At 37.4% G+C, this 22,107-nt stretch carries 19 protein-coding genes and 1 pseudogene; 5 read left to right on the top strand and 15 right to left on the bottom strand.

Annotated features, from left to right (window positions below; translation table 11 throughout):
* The first annotated feature begins 186 nt into the window (after window positions 1-186).
* Window positions 187-1,176, top strand: a complete 990-nt coding sequence (locus J7R10_RS06025) for a nicotinate-nucleotide--dimethylbenzimidazole phosphoribosyltransferase (RefSeq protein ID WP_010705328.1) — start codon at window positions 187-189, stop codon at window positions 1,174-1,176.
* A gap of 36 nt (window positions 1,177-1,212) precedes the next feature.
* Here the strand turns inward: J7R10_RS06025 and J7R10_RS06020 are convergent.
* From J7R10_RS06020 to topA, 6 genes and pseudogenes are all read right to left on the bottom strand, one after another.
* Window positions 1,213-1,694: pseudogene (locus J7R10_RS06020) on the bottom strand (Lrp/AsnC family transcriptional regulator).
* A 17-nt stretch (window positions 1,695-1,711) separates the two neighbouring features.
* The gene (locus tag J7R10_RS06015) at window positions 1,712-2,347 is read right to left on the bottom strand and encodes a uracil-DNA glycosylase family protein (protein ID WP_010705327.1); all 636 of its coding nucleotides are present in this window, start codon (window positions 2,345-2,347) and stop codon (window positions 1,712-1,714) included.
* Window positions 2,348-2,377: 30 nt separating this feature from the next.
* Window positions 2,378-2,956, bottom strand: coding sequence for a thermonuclease family protein (locus J7R10_RS06010; RefSeq protein ID WP_035000689.1), 579 nt, complete (start codon window positions 2,954-2,956; stop codon window positions 2,378-2,380).
* 341 nt (window positions 2,957-3,297) lie between these two features.
* Window positions 3,298-3,465 (bottom strand): 50S ribosomal protein L33, encoded by a 168-nt coding sequence (gene rpmG / locus J7R10_RS06005; protein ID WP_004864083.1) that lies wholly within the window; start codon window positions 3,463-3,465, stop codon window positions 3,298-3,300.
* 1,311 nt (window positions 3,466-4,776) lie between these two features.
* The gene (gene rnr, locus J7R10_RS06000; protein ID WP_010705325.1) at window positions 4,777-7,059 is read right to left on the bottom strand and encodes a ribonuclease R; all 2,283 of its coding nucleotides are present in this window, start codon (window positions 7,057-7,059) and stop codon (window positions 4,777-4,779) included.
* Between the two features lie 3 nt (window positions 7,060-7,062).
* Complete coding sequence (gene topA / locus J7R10_RS05995; RefSeq protein ID WP_010705324.1) at window positions 7,063-9,624, bottom strand: type I DNA topoisomerase; 2,562 nt, start codon at window positions 9,622-9,624, stop codon at window positions 7,063-7,065.
* Window positions 9,625-9,889: 265 nt separating this feature from the next.
* Between topA and J7R10_RS09945 the strand changes: the two genes are divergently transcribed.
* Window positions 9,890-10,096: a hypothetical protein gene (locus J7R10_RS09945; RefSeq protein ID WP_081601358.1), complete on the top strand. Its 207-nt coding sequence runs from the start codon at window positions 9,890-9,892 to the stop codon at window positions 10,094-10,096.
* On the opposite strand, the gene dprA is transcribed toward J7R10_RS09945, so the two are convergent.
* Genes dprA through J7R10_RS05975 form a run of 4 tightly spaced genes read right to left on the bottom strand, consistent with a single transcriptional unit; the run spans window position 10,026 to window position 14,125 of the window.
* Window positions 10,026-11,240: a DNA-processing protein DprA gene (gene dprA / locus J7R10_RS05990; protein WP_010705323.1), complete on the bottom strand. Its 1,215-nt coding sequence runs from the start codon at window positions 11,238-11,240 to the stop codon at window positions 10,026-10,028. The two genes, J7R10_RS09945 and dprA, sit on opposite strands and share 71 nt — an antisense overlap.
* A complete protein-coding gene (gene plsY / locus J7R10_RS05985) occupies window positions 11,215-11,850 on the bottom strand; it encodes a glycerol-3-phosphate 1-O-acyltransferase PlsY (RefSeq protein WP_010705322.1) in 636 nt (211 codons plus the stop codon). The genes dprA and plsY overlap by 26 nt, the downstream gene beginning before the upstream one ends.
* Before the next feature lie 8 nt (window positions 11,851-11,858).
* Entirely contained in the window at window positions 11,859-13,163 is a 1,305-nt protein-coding gene (locus J7R10_RS05980) for a dihydroorotase (RefSeq protein ID WP_010705321.1), read from the bottom strand.
* Window positions 13,160-14,125, bottom strand: coding sequence for an aspartate carbamoyltransferase catalytic subunit (locus tag J7R10_RS05975; RefSeq protein WP_010705320.1), 966 nt, complete (start codon window positions 14,123-14,125; stop codon window positions 13,160-13,162). Before J7R10_RS05975 ends, J7R10_RS05980 begins: the two co-directional genes overlap by 4 nt.
* A gap of 128 nt (window positions 14,126-14,253) precedes the next feature.
* On the opposite strand from J7R10_RS05975, the gene J7R10_RS05970 reads away from it, so the two are divergent.
* A complete protein-coding gene (locus tag J7R10_RS05970) occupies window positions 14,254-15,882 on the top strand; it encodes an acyl-CoA dehydrogenase family protein (protein WP_010705319.1) in 1,629 nt (542 codons plus the stop codon).
* On the opposite strand, the gene ruvX is transcribed toward J7R10_RS05970, so the two are convergent.
* The gene (ruvX, locus tag J7R10_RS05965) at window positions 15,867-16,346 is read right to left on the bottom strand and encodes a Holliday junction resolvase RuvX (protein WP_010705318.1); all 480 of its coding nucleotides are present in this window, start codon (window positions 16,344-16,346) and stop codon (window positions 15,867-15,869) included. The genes J7R10_RS05970 and ruvX overlap by 16 nt on opposite strands.
* 138 nt (window positions 16,347-16,484) lie before the next feature.
* Between ruvX and gatC the strand changes: the two genes are divergently transcribed.
* Together gatC and gatA are read left to right on the top strand one after the other, a co-directional pair.
* A complete protein-coding gene (gene gatC / locus J7R10_RS05960) occupies window positions 16,485-16,772 on the top strand; it encodes an Asp-tRNA(Asn)/Glu-tRNA(Gln) amidotransferase subunit GatC (protein WP_010705317.1) in 288 nt (95 codons plus the stop codon).
* A 30-nt stretch (window positions 16,773-16,802) separates the two neighbouring features.
* On the top strand, window positions 16,803-18,287 hold the full coding sequence (gene gatA / locus J7R10_RS05955) for an Asp-tRNA(Asn)/Glu-tRNA(Gln) amidotransferase subunit GatA (RefSeq protein WP_010705316.1): 1,485 nt from the start codon (window positions 16,803-16,805) through the stop codon (window positions 18,285-18,287).
* A gap of 113 nt (window positions 18,288-18,400) precedes the next feature.
* Here the strand turns inward: gatA and J7R10_RS05950 are convergent, their stop codons facing one another.
* The 4 genes from J7R10_RS05950 to J7R10_RS05935 are packed head-to-tail and all read right to left on the bottom strand — an operon-like array spanning window position 18,401 to window position 22,011.
* On the bottom strand, window positions 18,401-19,111 hold the full coding sequence (locus J7R10_RS05950; protein WP_010705315.1) for an ABC transporter ATP-binding protein: 711 nt from the start codon (window positions 19,109-19,111) through the stop codon (window positions 18,401-18,403).
* Window positions 19,098-19,880, bottom strand: a complete 783-nt coding sequence (locus J7R10_RS05945) for an ABC transporter ATP-binding protein (RefSeq protein ID WP_010705314.1) — start codon at window positions 19,878-19,880, stop codon at window positions 19,098-19,100. The genes J7R10_RS05950 and J7R10_RS05945 overlap by 14 nt, the downstream gene beginning before the upstream one ends.
* Entirely contained in the window at window positions 19,877-20,935 is a 1,059-nt protein-coding gene (locus tag J7R10_RS05940; protein ID WP_010705313.1) for a branched-chain amino acid ABC transporter permease, read from the bottom strand. The genes J7R10_RS05945 and J7R10_RS05940 overlap by 4 nt, the downstream gene beginning before the upstream one ends.
* Window positions 20,935-22,011: a branched-chain amino acid ABC transporter permease gene (locus tag J7R10_RS05935; RefSeq protein ID WP_015399044.1), complete on the bottom strand. Its 1,077-nt coding sequence runs from the start codon at window positions 22,009-22,011 to the stop codon at window positions 20,935-20,937. Before J7R10_RS05935 ends, J7R10_RS05940 begins: the two co-directional genes overlap by 1 nt.
* Window positions 22,012-22,107 lie beyond the last annotated feature (96 nt).

Genomic DNA, 22,107 nt, shown 5'->3' with positions numbered 1-22,107 from the left:
ATTGATAACATTTAGTTTACAAATCATTAAAATAGTCACTTTGTTGAAAGATATCATGCAAAAATAATTTTACTAACAAGATTTAATGTTCTTAAAAAGCGGCTTTTAAAAAACCAACAAATTATTCATATCCTGTATATATGATGAGATTCTCATTAAACATTTTAGATTTGAAAAGGTATCTCCATGACCGTTAGTCCATTTGATGATTTTCGTGCTTTACTCACAAATTTACCTATTGCAGATGCATTTTCTGTGACTTTGGCGAAAAAACGGCAAACAGAATTAACGAAAACTCAAGGGGCACTAGGAAAATTAGGAGATATTGCTGTTTGGTATGCTGGATGGAGAGCAACAGAAAAGCCTATCGTAAAGCGCCCTTTAGTTGCTATTTTTTCTGGAAATCATGGTGTTACAGAAGAAAATATTACACCATTTCCACAATCTATGACACAAAAGATGGTACAAAATTTTTCAACTGGTGGGGGTGCTATTAATCAAATTTGTATAGCTTATGATCTTGGATTGAAGATTTTTGATTTAGCATTGGAATATCCCACAATGAATATTACCAAGGATGCAGCAATGGATGAGCGTAGTGCAGCTGCTACAATGGCATTTGGAATGGAATCCATTGCTGGTGGGACAGATCTCCTGTGTATAGGTGAAATGGGCATTGGAAACACAACAATAGCTTTAGCTTTATGTCTAGCGTTATTTGGTGGAGAAGTTGAGGAATGGGTAGAAAGTGAAATAAAATCTGAAGGAGAATTCTATCAGCGTAAAATAGCAGCAGTTAAGGCAGCAATTTCTTTACATAAGGATTATTTAAATGATCCTTTTGAAATAATGCGTCGTTTAGGTGGACGTGAGATTGCTGCCATAGTTGGTGCTATTTTAGCGGCAAGAATAGAAAAAATACCAGTTATTTTGGATGGTTTTGTAGCAACAGCAGCAGCAGCGCTACTTTATAAAATGCATCCTAGGGCTCTTGATCATACTCTGATTGGGCATGTTTCTTCTGAATCTGCACATCGTAAACTTTTAGAAAAAATTGGCAAAGAACCGCTTTTAGATCTAGAGATGAGTTTTAGTGAAGGGACAGGGGCGGCCATGGCAGCGGGTATTGTCAAGGCTGCTATTTTGATGCATACACAAATGGTGGCTGTTGAATAAGGAGAGATAGTGTATTAGAAGAATCTTTTAAGAACTTTATCCGCTTATTTTTTCTTGCAATTTTATATAACTGAGTGGAAGTTCTGTTGTGTATTTAATTTGTTCCATTGCAAAAGAAGATGAGACATCGCGAATATCAATTTTAGTAGTTAATTTTTTATAAAAAAGATCATAAGCTTCGATATTGGGAACGACAACACGTAATAAATAGTCAATATCTCCACTCATTCGATAAAATTCGATGACTTCGCGGAATTCTCGAACAATTTTTGAAAAACGCTTAAACCATTCATGGCTGTGTGTATTTGTGCGAATAGAAACAAAAACAGTAATGTGTGCGTTACTTTCTCTGGAGAAAGAACAGCAACACGACGTTGAATAACACTATCTTCTTCAAGTTTTTGGATTCTGCGCCAGAAAGGAGTGGTTGAAAGTCCAATTCTTTTAGCGATATCAGCGACAGAAAGTGTTGCATTTTCTTGTAAGAGATATAAAACTTTTCGATCAAAGCGATCCATATTTTTCTCGATTCAGTTTATAAAAATTCACGTATTAAACTCTGTAGGTACACAATAAGCTCTTCGTTAAACCATGAGTTTTTCTGTAACCAAGAAGTGTTTCGCCATGATGGGTGAGGTAAAGGCATGACATGATAGCCTCGAGGTTGACGTATGGAAAGAATATTTCTCCAATCACTGACGGTTGCTGAAACAGTTTTATGTCTTAACTCAGTAATATGCCACTTTTGTGCATAACTTCCAATAGCAAGGACAAGCTTTATTTGTGGCATAGCGTGAAATATTTTTTCATGCCATATTTCATGACATTCACGTCTTGGAGGCAAATCATATTTATTTTGATCATAGCCTGGAAAGCAAAAGCCCATAGGGACAATAGCAAAATGAGATCTATTATAAAATTCCTCCTTTGTTACGTTGAGCCAATTACGCAATCTTTCACCAGAACGATCATTAAAAGGGATAGAAGTTTCATGGACACGCAATCCAGGTGCTTGCCCTGCGATTGCAATCGAAGCTGTATCAGATAAATAAACGACCGGTTTTGGTTCATGAGGAAGAGGAGGGAGATAATAGGGATGTTGGATACAAGTGCGACAGGAATAAATTTCCTTTTCAAGTTCAATAATTGAGTTATAGTGTGGTTGCTTCATTGGCAGATACAAGGTTAAAGAATATTTTTCTTATTCTGTTCGAGGATGTGCTTTTCGCCATTCTTTTGGTCGTTGGAAATTTGATTGCCATATCCCTTTTTTTGTCTTTTTGGCTTTTTGCTCTTCTTCAGGATAGTCATAGTAACTTACAGCCCAACCATTTTGTACAAGTGTTGCGTTGATGTTGCTGATTTCTTTTGTTTTACATGTTGCAAGGCTACGGCGATATTTATCTTTTTTATGCCAGTAACATCTAACAAGTTGATTTGCTGTGAGTTGTTCTAAGTATTTTTTTGCCTCGAGCCCACAAGGATAGCGTGCATCTTTTTTACCACAGAATTGGTGGAGTTCAGGAGCATCAATTCCTGCAAGCCGGATTGTAACAGAAGAAATCATGATTGAATCGCCATCAATAATGGAGGCATGACCTTCGACAAATGCTTTAGAAGAAGAATATTCTTTTTGAGAGAGTGTTTGATTATGCTTAAAATAAATCGTTATAATGATAAAAAAGGTCGTAGCGACAAAAAAGCTAAAACCGATAAACTTTAAATTAAAGCCTCTTGAATTAAAATGGTATTTTTTTTCATGAAATAAAAAAACTGCCATTATAACATGTTTGATTGAATGAGAAGCACTCATAGTTTTTATCAAATTTTCCATTTCCTCGATAATATCTCATGATAATAAGAAAATCTTTTTATATATGAGCCTTGTGTTTCGGTTACATAAGCAGATCAAATGTAATATCGTGATAAGACGTATGACTATAATAAAAATAGGCAACCAGAAAATAAGTCAACCTATCCAAGTTCATATAAAACGTGCAGATTACAGATATAGTATTTCTTTAACTTAAAAAAAACACCCCTCAAGAGAATGATTTTGAAGAGGAATAAAACTGTATTGATTTTCAACTGCAAAACCCATCGGTTAAGTGGTACAATCCGTTATTTAATTTTTGTTTCTTTAAATTCGACGTGTTTTTTCACAACTGGATCATATTTACGTTTACTCATTTTGTCAGTCATTGTACGGCTGTTTTTCTTTGTGACATAGAAAAAACCAGTATCTGCAGTTGATAAAAGCTTGATCTTAATGGTTGCTGCCTTAGCCATAATTTAGGAATCCTATTTATACTGAAAACGATATTATCTTGCTATCAAAATCTATTTCTCATGTAATCAGATTTTTTGCCAACACTACGGATGTTCTAAAAAAAGTCAAGAGCTGATTAATTTCCTTATGCATTGTACAAACACTAAAATAATATATAAGCGAAAAAACTCATCACTGTTTTTGAAAAATCAACTGGTTTAAAGATATCTCATACTCTGTCTCGAATGGTTGAACCATATTGGTTTCATAACAAAAAAGCAGAGTAAGCAGGAGCAAGTTTATGCGCTTTGTGATACACCCATTAGATAAGCAAGCCCGATTGTATAAAGACGTGAAATTACATTAGAGGGAAAGAGAGCAAATATCAAAAGCCATTGATGTTTTATTATCTATGGGACCATAAAAGTTCCACCAAATCCTAAAGAGAGTGCAGCCCATTAGTGGAGAGCGATGATCTTTTCCATGATTGTTTATAAATTCGGATAGGGATTAGTGAAAATATTACCAAAGCTGTGTATTGCCAATAAAATGTGCAGCTTATTTTATTATACTCATGGATAAACTGTGTTATAAGAAATAAATTTTCCATTTGGACAATACTATAATAAATACTGTCATTATTGAATTGGAAAGGGGCAAAATAGCATGTAGGGGTTCTTTTTTAAAACCCGCTTAATTTTTAAGCCACAATTTTTCCAGTACAATAAAGATGCAGCCAGTAGTAAAAGATCTGCGTTTTTGTGTCCTTACTTTCGTGAATAGTATGAAACCTCATATAAATCTTGAAATGAACACAATTCAAATTGCTTTGCAAAATAAAACAGAAACTTAGAAAGCTTCAATATTCTATGTGCCATTATTGTTTTAACAATACCTAGAGGAGATTCGAGCAGTAAAGATGGCTATAATAAATTTTAGCAGATTCCGCCAATTGTTCTGCTATAGCTAATGGTGGTATTCTTTGAAATATTTTGCTCAGTTATTAGAAGTTAAATCAGTTGAGTGCAATGCTATTCCAACAATATCCATGATTGTAATGGTTGCAGATAAAACATCATTTTAAAGATTCAAAATGGTTTAGCATGAGGAGAGCTTAATTACTGCTTTTTTCATTCGACTGATGAAAAGTTTATTTATAATGAAAGAAATATAAATTTTGCATATTTTTTAATTTATTTAACAGAGAAATCTCTTCTATAATTATATTATTGTTAATTAAATAATATAATTATAATTTTATAAATAAAAATATTATCTAATATTATTTATTCTGTTTAAATGTTCTCTATTTTATTATTTTTTATATTTAATTAATATTTTTTCCCATAAAAGCTGTGTCTTTGTTTTTTCGTTATAAATTTGCTCTTATGGTAGGATGTAGATGAAAAGGCTATTGGACGAGGTGCTGTTAAGAGCTCAAAGCATAAGGCACCAGCAAAAGGCTGTACTGTTATCAGCTTCACTTCTACTTTATCACTGAGTTGGTAGCCTTTGTGGCTACGCTTTCCTACAAGAATATGCTGGACTTCATCAAAGTAATAATAATCATTTTTAAGAGTAGAAATAGGCACAAAACCATCCGTATTGAGTTTATCGAGTGAGATAAAAAGACCTGCTTTTGTAACTCCTGAAACACGGCCTGTAAAAGTACATCCGATTTTGTTGGTTAAATAATGTGCAACAAGCCTATCAATGGTTTCTCTTTCAGCGATCATTGCACGGCGTTCATAGAGAGAAATTTGTGTGGCGATTTCTGTAAGATTTTCTTCTTGTATGTCTGTTAATTGGTCATTCCCTAGTTTTAGGGCTTTAATGAGTGCACGATGAATAATAAGATCAGCATAACGACGGATCGGTGATGTAAAATGTGTATAGTTATGTAAGTTCAAACCAAAATGGCCGATATTTTTAGGATGATACTCGGCTTGAGATTGTGTACGCAAAATAACCTGATTGACCAATTCCTGTTGTTGGGTGTTCATGACTTTTGCTAAAATGCTATTAAGGCGTGCTGATGTAAGTTCTACACCTCGAGAGAGTGATATACCTAAACTTTGAAGAAAATTTCGCAGTATTTCTTGCTTTGCAAGAGAGGGTTTATCATGGATACGATAAATGAAGGGCTGATGATGTTCTTTTAATGTTTCAGAAGCGGAAATATTCGCTTGTATCATGAATTCTTCAATCAAACGATGTGCTTCTAGATATGTTTCACTTACAACATCTTTGATGCATCCATCTTGATCAAGAATAATCTTTTTTTCTGCTATTTCTAATTCCAGAGGTTGTCGGCGATTTCGTGCGATTTTTAGACACCCATAAGCTTGCCATAATGGTTGTAAGACATTTTCTATAAGAGGAGCAGTTTTTTTAGTTATCTTTCCCTCAATGGCTAATTGTACCTCTTGATAAGAGAGTTTAGCTATCACACGTATCATAATTCGATGAAAACTATGTCTTAATTTATGACCTTTTGAATCAAAAATCATACGAACAGCTAAAGCCGGTCTTTCTTTTCCTTCACGTAAAGAACATAAATTATTAGAAATTTGTTCTGGGAGCATTGGCACAACGTGATCAGGAAAATAAATAGAATTGCCCCGTTTTAATGCTTCTTTATCTAAAGCACTTCCCGTTTTTATATAGTAAGAAACATCTGCAATTGCGACGACAAGAATCCAACCGCTAGGATTTGCAGGGTCTTTATCCTTTGTTGCATAAACGGCATCATCATGATCTTTTGCATCTGAAGGATCAATTGTAACAAGCGGCAATTGTCGCCAATCTTCACGATTTTCTATCTTGGCAGGTTTTATATGTTTTACTTGTTCAAGAACCTCTTCAGGAAAAATATAGGGAATTCCTTTGGAAAGAAGCGCAATCATTGATAGTGTTTTTTTACTCTCAATACGTCCTAAAACGTTTTTTATTTGTGCGCTTTTCAATCCATAACCAGTATTTTTTTTAATTTCGACTTCAACAAGATCGCCAGATTCTATCCTCATTTTTGAAGATGATTCAGAGGTATCAATAATGAGTTCATTCGTTTTACGATTTATAGGGTCAAGGCGCCATTGATCAGGTTTTAATTTTCGGACAACACCAAATGTAGTCTTTGGTGATACATCAATTTTACGAATAATTCGTCCTATATAAGCAGAGCTTTGAGGCGTTTTATTTCGAAAAATTTTTACAAGAATATGATCTCCAACGCCAACGCTTGCCCCTTTTATGCGAGGAAAAGAACGTATTACGATATTTGGTTTTGTATCCCCTTCCCATTCAAAAGGTTGTGCGATAAAATCACCATCTTTATCACGCCCGCTGATTTTTACGACAGCAACTGGTGGTAATTTTTCTCTACTTATTTCCTTTTTACGCTGTTTTAATATAAGATCTTGGTCCTTTAACTCACGTAAGATATCTCTTAACCAGATGCGAGAATTGCCTTTTAAGTTAAAGGCTTTGGCAATTTCACGTTTACTTGATCGGTCAGGATTCTCATGAATAAAGGAAAGAATTTCTGTTTTGTTAGGCAGCCGTTCCATATTGAATGGGTGGAAATATTTTGTTTTCTTTTCACCTTTAGCCAAGATTTATGTCTCTTTTTTTGAAGAAGAAGCTCTTTTTGAAGTTGTTTTTTTGCCGGATGCTTTAGAGGATATAAGTTCTAATGCTTCTGAAAGTGTTACACTAATTGGATCTTTATCTTTTGGCAATGTTGCATTAATTTTACCCCAATTAACATATGGACCGTAACGTCCATTGTGCACAGTAATGGTTCCCCCATCTGGGTGATTTCCTAATGTTGCGAGTGCTGTTGGTGTTGTTCTACTGCGCGTTGTTTTATTTCCTTGTTTTTCAGCAAGCACTGTAACAGCGCGATTAATACCAATATCAAAAACTTCATCGGTATGAAGAAGAGGAGCAGACTTGCCATCATGTGACAGATAGGGACCATAACGTCCAATAGTGGCTGTAATCATTTTGCCTGTTTCAGGATGAATGCCAATTTTACGGGGCAATGATATTAAGGCCAAGGCTTTATCAAAGGTTATAGTTTCTGCTTGCCATTCTTTTGGTAGTCCTACACGCTTAGCTTCTTTGCTTTCACCGAGTTGAATATAAGGGCCAAAACGACCATTACGAAGAGAGATATCTTTTCCTGTTTCAGGGTCGATACCAAGCATAAGTGGTTCATCATTACGCATGGCATCATTTTCTTCTCCTGTCTCTGTTCCAAGTTGGCGGGTATATTTGCATTCGGGATAATTAGAACAGCCAACAAATGCACCATAACGCCCTAACTTTAAGGATAACTGACCATTTGTACAAAGCGGACAAGAGCGGACATCACTTCCATCTTCACGGAGAGGAAAGGCGAGAGGTGCTAATGTTACGTTTAAAACGTCAAGAACATTGGTTATACGGAGTTCTTTTATATTGGTAATAGATGCGTTAAATTCATCCCAAAAATCACGCATTACATCTTTCCAAGAAAGTTTTCCATCCGATATAAGATCCAGTTTTTCTTCAAGATCTGCTGTAAAACCATACTCTACATAGCGATTAAAGAAATTTTCAAGAAAGGCTGTAACAATACGTCCTTTTGCATTAGGAATAAGCTTTCGTTTATCCATGACAATATATCCACGATCACAAAGTGTGGACAATGTAGATGCATAGGTTGAAGGTCGACCAATTCCTAGCTCTTCAAGCTTTTTAATGAGGGAAGCTTCAGAATAACGAGGAGGTGGTTCTGTGCTATGTTGTATAGCTTCAACTTTTTCTTTTGTAAGCGATTCGCCTGCGTTAATTTGTGGCAAACGTGTTGTTTCATTTTCTTCACTGGTTTCTTCTTCTCGTTGATCAGTGTAGACAGAAATAAAGCCATCAAAACGAATAACAGAACCTGTTGCACGTAAATTTGCGTTATTTTCTCCTTTCTGTGCTTCAATTTCAACAGTTGTGCGTTCAATTTCAGCAGAACACATTTGGCTAGCAATAGCGCGCTTCCATATCAGCTCATAGAGTTTTGCTTGATCGCTATCGAGGAAATTTCGTACATAATCGGGAGTGCGTTGAAAATCTGTTGGGCGGATAGCTTCATGCGCTTCTTGTGCGTTTTTTGCTTTTGTTGAATAAAAGTGTGGTTTTTCAGGAATATAGTCATTACCAAAGGCTTCATGAATCACTCTTCGTGCTGACTCAATGGCTTCTGGTGCTATTTGTACACCATCGGTACGCATATAGGTAATAAGCCCTGCCATTTCACCATTCATTTCAACGCCTTCATAAAGTTTTTGAGCAACTTGCATAGTACGAGAGGCTGAAAAACCTAATTTTGAAGAGGCCGCTTGCTGTAAAGTGGATGTTGTAAATGGAGGAGAAGGATTTCTCTTTGTTGGTTTTGCTTCAACACTGAGTGTGCGATATTTTGCTCCCTCCAACATAATGCGAATTTGATCTGCTTGCTCTTGAGATTGAATGTCAAGTTTGCCAATCTTTTTTTGATTAAACATTGTTAATCTTGCTTGGAAACCATCATTTCGGATGGTTTTTAAGTTTGTTGTAAGAGACCAATAATCTTCTTTGATAAAATGTTCTATTTCTGACTCACGATCACAAATAATACGCAATGCAACGGATTGAACGCGACCAGCTGAACGTGCACCGGGAAGTTTACGCCACAAAACAGGGGAGAGTGTAAAACCAACAAGATAATCAAGAGCACGACGTGCAAGATATGCATCCACGAGTGATATATCAATATCACGCGGATTGCTCATGGCATCAAGCACAGATTTTTTGGTAATAGCATTGAACACAACCCGTTTAACAGGTTTATCCTTTAAAACTTTTTTTTGACGAAGAATATCCAGAATATGCCATGAAATGGCTTCTCCTTCACGATCAGGGTCCGTTGCTAAAATGAGACTATCGGCATCTTTGACGGCTTTTGCTATTTCATTTAAGCGCTTAGTGGCAGCAGAATCTACACTCCATTTCATAGAAAAATCTTGATCGGGTAAAACAGAGCCATCTTTTGCGGGTAAATCACGAACATGTCCAAATGATGCAACGACTTTGTATTGAGATCCAAGATACTTATTAATTGTTTTTGCTTTTGCTGGAGATTCAACGATAACGATATTCATAATTTTACCCGAATGTTGAAATAAAAATCTTTCTTATAAACTCCTTTCATAGGAATAGCTAATGGCAATTTATGAAGAGCACATAAAAAAATATTAGCCATATAAAAAACATTAATATTGTACAACTTGTAATTGTTATTATTAAAATACACCCTATATAGAATTACATGATTTATTTTCCACTGTTAATACAACAACATACAGCGAAATAATAAGATAACGTCTATTGAAAAGTAGGAGGGGAAATACTGAGGGATAGAGGATTATGTTTATAAATCAATTAAAAGTTATCCAATATATTACAGATATGTCAAAGCAAATGAATCAGATGGCGCGTCAAGCACATAGCCCACTTTTAGCGTTGCTTTTGGATATGGTTGCCAAAGAAGGACAAAGCATTATTAATAGTGCGGAGGCTCTTGGAGAAGATCCAAACGCGACAATGACACATAACCACCAGAGTGTCGAATAAGCTTTCCAGCAAGCTCGAGCTCTACCAGCAAGAGGTAAAGATTTGGAAGTGAAACACCTGAATGGGTGCGGAGTGTTTCTAAATCGATTGGAGTTGTTGAAAGGGCGGAGAGAACAGCTGTGCGTTCTTTATCATCTCGAAGTGGAGAGAGACTACAGGCTTTTTCATCAGGTGAATGAAAACATTCCTTTTCGAATTGCAAAGAAGCTGATTCTTCAAAAAAATTGAGTTGAGAATGTGTGGGAGTTGAGGTTAATGGTGTGAGTGCTTCTATGATATCAGAAGGATGTGTGGTAAGCAAAGCGCCATCTTTAATAAGATTGTTTGTACCAATAGATCTTGGATCAAGTGGAGATCCTGGAATGGCAAAGATCAATCGCCCCATTTCGGCCGCTTGACGTGCGGTAATTAAGGAGCCTGATCGTATAGCGGCTTCTACAACTAAAAGTCCAAGAGATAGAGCTGCAATAATACGGTTTCTTCTTGGAAAATCAATAGCACGCGGTTTCCAAGCAATAGGCATTTCACTGATAATAGCTCCACCGTTAGCAATAATATCCTCGTACAATTTTTTGTTTTCAGGAGGATAGATGTGATCAATTCCACCAGCCATTACTGCGGCTGTGCCCGTTAACAGACTTGCTTGATGTACGATGCTATCAATTCCACGAGCGAGTCCAGAAATTGTTGTAAAGCCAGCATCACCAAGAAAATGAGCGAATTGAGAGGCAAGCTTTTTACCGGCCGCTGAGGCATTTCGAGATCCCACAATTCCAACAGAAGGTGTCTGAAAAACGGAAACATTGCCTTTTATGGCAATAAGCGGTGGTGATGCTTCTATCACTTTAAGAAATGCTGGATAATCTGGTTCTCCTATACCAACAAAGCGAATACCTAACCTTTCGGCTTCTTGCATTTCTTTTTCTGCATCTTCTCTTGTTGTTATCCGAAGAGAGGTAGAGAGACCACCTTTTCTAATCAGTTCAGGAAGTGCAGCTAAAGCATTTTCTGCTGTTTTATAATGATCAATAAGATTGCGAAAACTTACTGCTCCAATATTTTCACTCCGCAACAACCGTAACCAATTTAGACGTTGACGATCTGTGAGAAGGATTCCTTTATTTGTCCCCGTTTTGCGTGCCAATCTTGCTTTCTTTCCCAATTAATAATCTACCGATATTGGCATGATGTTTTATAATCACCAATATACTCATAGCTAGGAGTATACAATGCGCATAGAAATAAGGATAGGAAAAATAAAAAAAGATTGGAGTGATGACCACAGCAATGAGTGCGGATAATGAAGAATAGCGTATACATAAAAAAATCACCATCCATACAACAATGAAAACAATTGCTGCTGGCCAGTAGAGCCCTAAGCACACACCAAGATAGGTAGCAACACCTTTGCCGCCTTTAAACTTAAGCCATATGGGGAAAAGATGTCCCAAGAAGGCAAAAAAACCAGCCAGTGAATTAACAATACCATTCTCTATCGGAGTACTTAAAGATTTTATTATAAGAACAACAACAGTTCCCTTCAAGATATCGCAAGCAAGTGTGAGAGCGGCAACTTTTTTATTTCCTGTGCGTAAAACATTTGTAGCTCCAATATTTCCAGAACCAATAGTTCTCACATCGCCAAGTTTAGCCAAACGCGTAAAAAGTAGACCAAATGGGATAGAACCAATGAGATAAGACAACAGAAAAACAAACCATGTCCAAAATTGAAAAAATATTTCACCTTCATTCATGAAAAATCTCATTTCGTTTGTTGATCGACTTTAAAAATTGATCGCCCTTTGACAAAGGTTTCAAGAACACGTCCTTGGAACGGTGTATTTTCAAAAGGTGTATTTTTCGCATATGAATACAACTTCTCTGTAGAAACGACCCATGGTTCATGAAGATCAAGCAAAATAAGGTCTGCATAAGCACCTTTTTTGAGTGTTCCTGCATTGAGTCCAAAGAGTTTTGCGGGTGTCGTTGATAAAAGTTCAGTGAGACGTAGAAGGGAGATGCTTTCATCATGATAAAGGCGTAAAGTGGCACTCAATAAGGTTTCCATACCAATGGCGCCAGCAGATGCTTCATTAAATGGTAAATGTTTTGTATCAAGATTCTGAGGATCATGAGAAGAAACAATAATATCTACTGTTCCATCTTTTATTGCTTCAATCATTGCTCTACGATCTTCTTCTGTACGCAATGGAGGCATAAAACGAAAAAGGGTACAATATTCACCAATGTCATTTTCATTAAGAGACAAGTGATGAATAGATACGCCGGCTGAAATCTTCTCACTTCGTTGTTTTCCTAAGCGAAGTGCTTCAACAGAGAGTGCTGTCGATATTTGTGCGGCATGATAGCGTGTTTGCGTTAATGCTGCTAGGCGCAAATCTCTTTCAAGTGGGATGACTTCTGCTTCACGAGGAATTCCAGAAAGACCGAGCCAACTTGCTAAAAGTCCTTCATTGATAACGCCTTGTCCTGAGAGATCCTTATCTTGTGTTTCGTGCATCAATGGAACATCAAAATCACGTGCATAGGTCATTGCACGCCGCATAACAGATGAATTTTGGAGTGTTTTTTTCCCTTCACAAAAGGCAACTGCTCCTGCATCTTTTAGCAGGCCAAATTCGGTTATTTCTTGTCCTTGAAAACCTTGCGTGATTGCTGCAACGGGATAAATATTAACCGATGACATTTCTTGTGCTGTATGCCTAATGAATTTAACCAGCGCTACATTATCGATAACGGGATGTGTATCCGGCATCATAAGGAAAGACGTAATACCACCTGCTGCTGCCGATTGACTTGCTGACGCAATTGTTTCACGGCGTTCATTTCCTGGTTCTCCGACAAAAACACGGGCATCAACAAGTCCGGGTAAAATTGCTTTGTTTTGTGCATTAATAATCTCTGCTCCCTCGGGAACTCCTTGATTAAGGGCTTCTTTTCCAGCGGCTGTAATCAGTCCATTTTCAACAATGACAGTGCCAATTTCATCAATTGTACGTGACGGATCAATAATGCGAGCATTTTGAAAAACAATTGGCTTGGTCATTTTTTTTCTCCACTTGCTTTAAGGCGTGAATCCAATAAAGCCTCCATGACAGCCATACGCACAGCGATTCCCATTTCTACTTGTGTATGAATCATACTTTGTGGACCATCTGCTATGTCAGATGCAATTTCTATACCACGGTTTATTGGGCCAGGATGCAGTATAATGCAATCATTTTTGGCATAAGCCAGATTTTTTTTATGTAAGCCGAAATAATGAAAATATTCACGAATGGAGGGAATAAAAGAACCGGTCATACGTTCATGTTGTAAGCGTAGCATCATGATGACATCAACACCTTTAAGACCTTCTTTCATCGTGTTAAAAACCTTAACACTCATATCGGCAATTCCTATAGGCAAGAGTGTTGAAGGTGCAACCACACGAACCTGAGCTCCCAAAGCATTGAGACTGAGAATATTAGAACGCGCAACACGTGAATGCAAAATATCTCCGCAAATTGCAACAGTTAATCCTTCAATGCAGCCTTTTGTTCTTTTAATGGTGAGAGCATCTAATAAAGCTTGTGTAGGATGTTCATGGGCTCCATCGCCCGCATTAATGACACAACAATCCACTTTTTGCGCTAACAAAGCAGCTGCTCCAGCACAATTATGGCGAACGACGAGTATATCTGGTTTCATCGCATTGAGGGTGGTGGCTGTATCAATCAATGTTTCCCCTTTTTTTACAGATGAGTTGCCAATAGCCATACTCATTACGTTTGCTCCTAGCCGTTTACCAGCTAATTCGAAAGAAGATTGCGTGCGGGTGGAAGCTTCAAAGAAAAGATTAATTTGGGTACGCCCATATAATATAGATTTTGTTTTATCAATTTTTTTAGAGAGGTTAACATTTGCATTTGCACGATCAAGCAATGTGTTAAGGTCTTGCACACATAAACCTTTAATGCCTAAAAGATGTTGGTGGGGGAAAAGGGGAAAAAAAGTATTTTGAGTCATAGCATTCTTTTCTATCTCTCTCTAAACAGATTAAACAAGCATTTTTGCTTGAATATAGTAAATGTTTTTTAACTGCAAAACGACAAATAGTCTATGATGTGAATGATTTGAATAATAGGAATATGCCTATGAGTGCTATGTCTACGCAAAATGCCTGCAAAAAAAATGCGTTTCTCAGTGATACGCTTCTGTTTCGTGTTGCTTCTACTTTGCCTAAGTTTTTATTAGCGAGTTTTGAAGAAATAGGAGATTTTGTAGCAAGTCGTGAAGCATGGGAGCTTTCCTCTTTAGCGAATCGTTATAGACCAGTCTTGCGCTATAATGATGAGTGGGGGCAGCCAACAGAAAAATTAGAAATACATTCCTCTTATCAAGCTCTTCAACAATATTCTAGACAAGCAGGTTTGGTTACTTCACTTTGGGAAAATACCTCCTCAGAAAATGGGGTACGCTATCAAGCGCGTGCTATTCGCTTGGCTTTATCGGCTAGTTTAGAAACAGGGCATTTGAATGAGGTTATTATAACAAGTGCCGCTATAGCAGTTTTAATTAGTGATGTTGAGCTCTTCAAAAAATGGCAAAATGTACTTTTATCGCGTCAATATGATTTATCATCCAAGCCTATTAACAGCAAAAAAGCGGCTTCACTGACTTATGCTTTTGATGATGTTGAACAACGTGGAAAACACTCTTTTAATTTTCCAACTGTTAAGAAAATTTCTTTTGATGAAAAAGTTGGTCGTGATTTGTATCGTTTAAATGTTTCAAAAGCCAATGTTATTAATCCTATAGTCGATGGATATCTTGTTAGTGCAGAATTAGATGGCCATTTAAGCTGCTTTTTAGTTCCACGTATGCAAGAAGATGGTACATTAAATGGTGTTATATCAATTCGTCATTTGATGCAGCGTTCTGGAGAATCTTTAACGCCAGAAGGTGTTGTTGATTTTCAGGGCAGTTATGGTTGGCTTTTAGGAAATGTTGGAGAAGGGCTTAAAGTCATTAAAGATATTGAGACGATGATGCGTTTTGATCAATCTGTCGTATCAGCAGGTGTTTTGCGGGGTGCACTTCAATTTGGCATAGATTTCTTTCGGCAAAAGATGCCAGATCAGCCTTTGCCCCCTCTGACAGAACGTATTTTTGCAGATATTGCACTGGATATTGCTGCGGCACAAGCATTGGTTCTACGTTTAGCACGTGCATTTGACAATGCGGCAAATGATCGCTCTGAAGCGGCTTTTGCACGGATTATGACTCCTATTATTGCTTATCACGTAAGCCAATTAGTTATACCTATTATTGGCGAAATTATTGCACAACTTGGTATCGAAAGCTTTATAGAGGGCAATCCATTATCACAAATTTTGTGTAATGCCCCTGCACGGATTGTGAGAAATAATTCTGCTAATCAATTGGTAAAGGATGCAATTCTCATTGCTAAAAAAGCACCGGGATTATTTCAGAAATTGTTAGAAAAAATTGCTGTTGATATTGGGCCAGCGGGTCCACGGGCAATGGAGATTATTAAATCTGCTGTAGAGATGGCATCGGCAAATGAGGGAGCAGGAAGATTTTTTGTTGAACAAGTAGCCTATGCAGCAGCTGCTGCGTCGTTACGTTCTACAGATATAGAGCATGTGGCAAATGCCTATATGGAAAGCCGTCTTGGAGGGCAATGGAGATCATCTTATGGAATGCTCATTGCACGATATAATGCAGGGCATTTGTTAAATGTTCTCTATCCTTCCATATGATGAAGGTTTTTAATCCTATTAAGAGCACCTTGCAATATGAAAGCGGCAGCAGCCGAATCAATTCGGGTTGCTCTTTTAGCACGTGAGACGTTCATTTCAAGAAGAGAGCGTTCTGCGGCAATTGTTGATAAGCGTTCGTCCCAAAAAACAAATGGAATTTGTGTATATGCCCCCATATTGCTTACAAAAGTTCTGGTTGCTTGAGCACGAGGGCCATTGCTTCCATTCATGTTAAGAGGCAGACCAATGATAATAACCCCCACGTTTTCACGATCAAAAATTTTTATAAGTGTGTGAGCGTCTTCGATAAATTTTTTTCGTTGTAATACAGGACGCGGATTTGAAAAAGTGAGTCCCATATCAGAAACTGCAATTCCGATGGTTTTTTTGCCTAAATCTAAACCTGCTATTGTTTGTCCAGACAAAAGATGTGTCATAACTTCATTTATATGAATAATAGCCATATGGTTTATAATTTAAGCCTTTTCCTTTTCAGGTTCATACTGATATTCTTTATTTGTGTTATCAATATTCTTGCGCTTATAAACGCAGCCTTGTATAGCCAATATAGAGATAAAATAAATAAAGCAGAAAGGCACAGTATGTCTGTTGATAAGAAAACAGTCAAGCGAGTAGCACATTTAGCGCGTATTGCTGTCCGTGATGATGAAGCAGAACGTATGACAAAAGAACTCAATGTCATTTTAGGTTTTGTAGAACAATTGCGTGAAGTCGATGTCAGTGGTGTTGAACCATTAACATCAGTGATACCAATGGCTTTACGAATGCGTGAAGATAGTGTCACAGATGGGGATATAGCAGAAGATATCGTAGCAAATGCACCTGTTACGGAAGAAAATTTCTTTCTTGTCTCAAAAGTCGTCGAGTAATTTTTGTCTTTTAAAAACTTGAGAATCAATATGACCGATTTAACAACTCTCACAATTGCACAAGCCCGTGATGCTCTCATAAAGAAAGAGTTTAAAGCAACTGAATTAACGGAAGCTTATTTAAAAGCGATTGAATTGGCTAATCCAACTTTGAACGTTTATGTTGCAGTAACAGCAGAACAAGCAAGAAAAATGGCTGCTGAATCAGAGAGCCGATTAGATAGAGGGCAGAGGAGAGTTTTAGAAGGAATTCCACTGGGAATTAAAGATCTTTTTGCAACGCAGGGTGTTCATACGCAAGCTTGTTCACATATCCTTGATGGTTTTAAACCGCATTATGAATCAACGGTGACCGCTAATTTATGGCAAGATGGGGCCGTTATGTTAGGGAAGCTTAATATGGATGAGTTTGCTATGGGATCCTCCAATGAAACGTCATATTATGGTCCAGTTATGAGTCCATGGAGAAAGAAGCACTCCAATGAAAAGCTTGTTCCAGGTGGTTCTTCAGGTGGTTCTGCAGCTGCTGTTGCAGCACAGATTTGTGCTGGTGCAACGGCGACAGATACAGGCGGTTCAATACGTCAACCAGCAGCATTCACCGGAACGGTAGGAATTAAACCAACTTATGGGCGTTGTTCACGGTGGGGAACTATCGCTTTTGCCTCATCACTTGATCAAGCAGGCCCTATCGGGCGGGATGTTCGCGATTGTGCTATTTTGCTTAAATCCATGGCTTCTTTTGATGAAAAAGATTCCACTTCTGTTAATGTACCAGTTCCTGATTATGAAAGTTATCTTGGTCAATCAATTAAAGGAATGAAAATTGGTATTCCGAAAGAATACCATATGGAAGGGATGTCTTCTGAAATTGTTACGCTTTGGCAAAAAGGCATGGATTGGCTAAAAGAAGCAGGTGCTGAAATAATCGATATTTCATTACCTCATACAAGATATGCTTTGCCTGCTTACTATATTGTGGCTCCTGCAGAAGCGTCTTCTAATTTAGCACGTTATGATGGTGTCCGTTTCGGTCTCCGCATACCGGGAAAAGACGTCATTGAAATGTATGAAAATACCCGATCAGCCGGTTTCGGTGATGAAGTCAAACGACGTATATTGATTGGTACTTATGTTCTCTCATCAGGCTATTATGATGCTTATTACTTGAGAGCCCAAAAAGTGCGAACATTAGTAAAGCGTGATTTTGATCAATGTTTTGCTTCTGGTATTGATGCTATTCTCACACCTGCAACACCAACATCTGCTTTTGGCATCGCTGATGAAAAGATAAAAAATGATACTGTAGCAATGTATCTCAATGATATTTTTACTGTTCCAGTAAATATGGCTGGTTTACCGGGCATCTCTGTTCCTGCTGGTCTCTCATCAAATGGTTTACCACTAGGGTTGCAATTGATTGGTAAGCCTTTTGCTGAAGAAGTTATTTTTCAGATAGCGCATATTATAGAACAGGCAGCAGGAGTATTCAGCGCAGAGAAATGGTGGATATGACAAAAGATCTGCGTTTGTTTTATGAGAAACTTTTAATAAAAAAGCAGAACTCTTAAGCTAGGGAGGTTCTTTGAGGCAGAGGAGGGCATTAGTTTTTTAACATTGCTCCGTTTTTATCCACCAAGATATGCTTCTTTAACACGTGGATCAAAAAGCATAGATTTTCCTTCACCGTGAAATAAAACATGTCCTACTTCTAGAATATAAGCATAGTCAGCAATAGAAAGTGCTGCAAATGCATTTTGTTCAATAAGAAGGACAGTTTTTCCCATATCTTTAATTTTTTTGATAATCGAAAAAAGTTCTTTTACAAGCAGTGGTGCTAAACCCAGAGAGGGTTCATCTAATATGACCATGTCAGGATTGCTCATAAGTGCGCGACCTACAGCAAGCATTTGTTGCTCACCACCAGACATTGTTCCTCCCAACTGTTTTGCTCTTTCACGCAGACGCGGAAAGAGATCAAAAATCCATTCTATATCACGGGCAATTCCTAGCTTATTGTGACGGATATAAGCGCCTAGATGTAGATTCTCTAAAACAGTAAGATGGGGCATAATACGCCGTCCTTCAGGACTTAGAGCAATACCCAATCGCAGGATTGTTTCTGGTGATTTTTTAATAATTGATTCGCCTTTATAGGTAATCTCTCCATAAACAGATCGATTCAGTCCTGTAATAGAGCGTACAATGCTGCTTTTTCCTGCTCCATTAGCACCAATTAAAGTTACGATACTTCCTTTTTTTATAGACATAGAAAGGTTTTGGATAGCTTTAATAGCACCATAATGAACGTGAAGATTTTTGATTTTAAGAATATCCATAAACATCTCCGCCAAGATAAGCTTCAATAACTTTGGGGTTGTTACGAATTTCATCTGGTGTGCCATGAGCAATACAAGATCCGTATTCCATCACCCAAATATATTGGCAAAGCTCCATAACAACTTTCATATCGTGTTCAATAAGCAGAATTGTAAGATCAAAGTCTTCCCGTACTTTTTCTATGAATTTTCTAAGGTCCTCACTTTCCTGTGGATTCATACCAGCAGCAGGTTCATCAAGAAGGAGTAATTTTGGCTTTGTTGCTAGAGCACGTGCAATTTCTAAACGGCGTTGCACACCATAGGGAAGGGCCGTTGCAGATTGATGAGCAAGATGATCAAGTTGTAGCCGTTCAAGAAGTTCCATTGAATTTTTATGGACCTCTCTTTTTTCCTTTATTGCTTTTGAAAAAAACAGTGCTGAAGAAAACCATGGATATTTTTGCCGGACATGAGCTCCCACCATCACATTTTGTAAAACCGTTAATCCTGAGAAAAGGCGAATATTTTGAAATGTTCGTGCAATATGGCGTTTACAGATAACATAAGGAGGAGATCCAGATACTTTTTGCTCATCAAAAAGAATGATTCCACTCGTAGGGGTATAAAATCCGGAAATCATATTAAAAACAGTCGTTTTTCCAGCTCCATTGGGACCAATTAATCCAGTAATTGTTCCTCGTTTGATTGCCATATTAATATTATTTACAGCAATCAAGCCACCAAAACGCATCACGATATCATTGAGTGAAAGGATGGTGTCGTTCATAACTTTCCTTCAGTATTAGAGAGTTTTTTGCGTGTCAAAAAGCTATAAATTCCATTCCACGAGAATTCACGTTGTCCCAACAGTCCTTTTCTCCAAAATAAAATAATGACGAGCAATAAAAGAGAAAAAACAACCATACGCAGTCCTGGTGTTTCTGGAATATGTATAAAACCTAAATCAAATGGACTTTCAATAATGCGAAGCCATTCAAGCATGACTGTAATAATAATGCTCCCAATAATGCTTCCTGTAATTGAACCAAGACCACCAGCGACAACAATCATCAAAATATTAAAAGTAAGGAGAAAATTGAACATTTTTGGATCGATAGTTGAAATAAGAGCAGCCATCAATGCTCCTCCTATCCCAGCAAAAAATGCACCAACAGTAAAAGAAAAACTACGATAGAAAAAAGCGTTAACTCCCATTGTTTTTGCAGCGATTTCGTCATCACGAATAGCACGTAATACATTACCGGTATTGCTTCGTAGTAAGAGAACAATAAAGAAAACAGTAAATGCTAACCAACTATAGTTCCACCATAATGTTGCATTTTGCGGTATTCCTTTGATTCCTAAGGAGCCATTTGTTAGCGATGTTGCATTCGTAATGACAATACGAATAATTTCTGCAAAACCCAATGTTGCAATCCCAAGATAATCACCACCAAGACGTAATATAGGAAGAGCAATCAGTAAACCTATAACTGCAGTAGATAAACCACTTATAACAACGGCGATGAAAAAAGGTAACTGTAGATGATACAACGGTTCAGCTATAGGTTCAAGAATCCACATCATCTCTTTTTGTTCAGGAGACAGCAGTAAAATTGCACAGACATAAGCACCAATTGCCATGAAACCAGCATGTCCAAGAGAAAACATGCCTGTGAAACCATAAATCAAATTGAGCGAAATTGCCAATATTGCATTAATAGCAATCAGATTGATAACACGAAGTGTGTAATCATTAAAATGGTTATCAGCATAAAATAAAAAACCAATAAGAACGAGAATACTGACACATGATAGAAAAGTTGTAGCGGCTTTTCCCATTAGATTTTCTCCTGGCTTTTTTTGCCCATTAATCCAGTAGGCATTATCAATAAAATCAGAATCAATAAAATAAAAGCGAAAGCATCTCGATATCCAGATAACGCGGGAAAAAATGCGATAATCATAATTTCAATAAACCCTAGTAATAATCCCCCTAACATTGCTCCTGGAATTGAGCCAATACCTCCTATAACGGCAGCAATAAATGCTTTAAGCCCAGGAAGAACGCCCATATAAGGCTGAATTTGAGGATAACGTAGTGACCACATAATGCCTGCGATAGCGGCAAGTGCTGAGCCTATTCCAAATGTAAATGCAATGACTTTATTGACAGAAACACCCATCAGACGTGTTGTTTCAATATCATGTGAGATTGCACGCATAGCAAGACCAGGTTTTGTTTTATGAATAATCCATAGCAGTAAAAGAATAAGAATAAATGAAACAGCGGGAACGATGAGAGACATGGGAGCAATTCTAATGATCTTCTCTGCTCCTGATTCTAAATGCCATAGAAATGGTCTTACAAGAAAATCTGGTTGTTTTACACCTTTCGGGACACCACTAAAGAGTACAGTAGCAAGATTTTCAATAAAAAAGGAAACCCCTATTGCACCGATAAGTGCTGAGATACGCGGAGCATGGCGCAAAGGTTTATAGGCAAATTGATCAACAATAATACCCACTGCACTTGTGATAAAAATTGAAAAACAGAGGGCGAGAGCCCAAATTGGAGTAAAATCTTGTGGGGCAATTTTAAAGTAATAAATGAACCCCAAAGTAAGCATTAAAAAAACAGCAATCCAAAAAGTTGAAGGACGTTTTTTGAACCCTATAAACACCGAGTAATAGATGAGAACAGCGAGTAACAAAAGAAAAAGTGTTGCCCAAGCAGGCATAAAGCTAATGGTGGAAAAGAAAACAAAATATGCTCCCAGCATAAAGATATCACCGTGAGCAAAATTAATGAGTCTCAATATACCATAGACCATCGTGTAACCAATCGCGATAAGTCCATAAAGAGATCCCAATGCCAGTGCATTAAAAAAATACTGGATGAACATTTCAGTGCTCATCTCTCATCCTTCCACATTTGTTCATTTATATAGGATAAAATAAGAAATCTTTAGATAGTTGAGAAAAAAGTTCTTAACCGATTCTTACACTTTTTA

This window comes from Bartonella vinsonii subsp. berkhoffii ATCC 51672, from assembly GCF_902825225.1.
GTDB lineage: Bacteria > Pseudomonadota > Alphaproteobacteria > Rhizobiales > Rhizobiaceae > Bartonella > Bartonella berkhoffii.
Note: the sequence above shows the minus strand (reverse complement) of the source record. Positions and strands in the feature narration are given on the sequence as shown.

Bases quoted from the DNA above. Each gene is read 5' to 3' on its own strand.
- J7R10_RS06025 (WP_010705328.1), top strand. From the start codon at position 187: ATGACCGTTAGTCCATTTGATGATTTTCGTGCTTTACTCACAAATTTA.
- J7R10_RS06015 (WP_010705327.1), bottom strand. From the start codon at position 2,347: ATGAAGCAACCACACTATAACTCAATTATTGAACTTGAAAAGGAAATT.
- J7R10_RS06010 (WP_035000689.1), bottom strand. From the start codon at position 2,956: ATGGCAGTTTTTTTATTTCATGAAAAAAAATACCATTTTAATTCAAGA.
- rpmG (WP_004864083.1), bottom strand. From the start codon at position 3,465: ATGGCTAAGGCAGCAACCATTAAGATCAAGCTTTTATCAACTGCAGAT.
- topA (WP_010705324.1), bottom strand. From the start codon at position 9,624: ATGAATATCGTTATCGTTGAATCTCCAGCAAAAGCAAAAACAATTAAT.
- J7R10_RS09945 (WP_081601358.1), top strand. From the start codon at position 9,890: ATGTTTATAAATCAATTAAAAGTTATCCAATATATTACAGATATGTCA.
- plsY (WP_010705322.1), bottom strand. From the start codon at position 11,850: ATGAATGAAGGTGAAATATTTTTTCAATTTTGGACATGGTTTGTTTTT.
- J7R10_RS05980 (WP_010705321.1), bottom strand. From the start codon at position 13,163: ATGACCAAGCCAATTGTTTTTCAAAATGCTCGCATTATTGATCCGTCA.
- J7R10_RS05975 (WP_010705320.1), bottom strand. From the start codon at position 14,125: ATGACTCAAAATACTTTTTTTCCCCTTTTCCCCCACCAACATCTTTTA.
- J7R10_RS05970 (WP_010705319.1), top strand. From the start codon at position 14,254: ATGAGTGCTATGTCTACGCAAAATGCCTGCAAAAAAAATGCGTTTCTC.
- ruvX (WP_010705318.1), bottom strand. From the start codon at position 16,346: ATGGCTATTATTCATATAAATGAAGTTATGACACATCTTTTGTCTGGA.
- gatC (WP_010705317.1), top strand. From the start codon at position 16,485: ATGTCTGTTGATAAGAAAACAGTCAAGCGAGTAGCACATTTAGCGCGT.
- gatA (WP_010705316.1), top strand. From the start codon at position 16,803: ATGACCGATTTAACAACTCTCACAATTGCACAAGCCCGTGATGCTCTC.
- J7R10_RS05950 (WP_010705315.1), bottom strand. From the start codon at position 19,111: ATGGATATTCTTAAAATCAAAAATCTTCACGTTCATTATGGTGCTATT.
- J7R10_RS05945 (WP_010705314.1), bottom strand. From the start codon at position 19,880: ATGAACGACACCATCCTTTCACTCAATGATATCGTGATGCGTTTTGGT.
- J7R10_RS05940 (WP_010705313.1), bottom strand. From the start codon at position 20,935: ATGGGAAAAGCCGCTACAACTTTTCTATCATGTGTCAGTATTCTCGTT.
- J7R10_RS05935 (WP_015399044.1), bottom strand. From the start codon at position 22,011: ATGAGCACTGAAATGTTCATCCAGTATTTTTTTAATGCACTGGCATTG.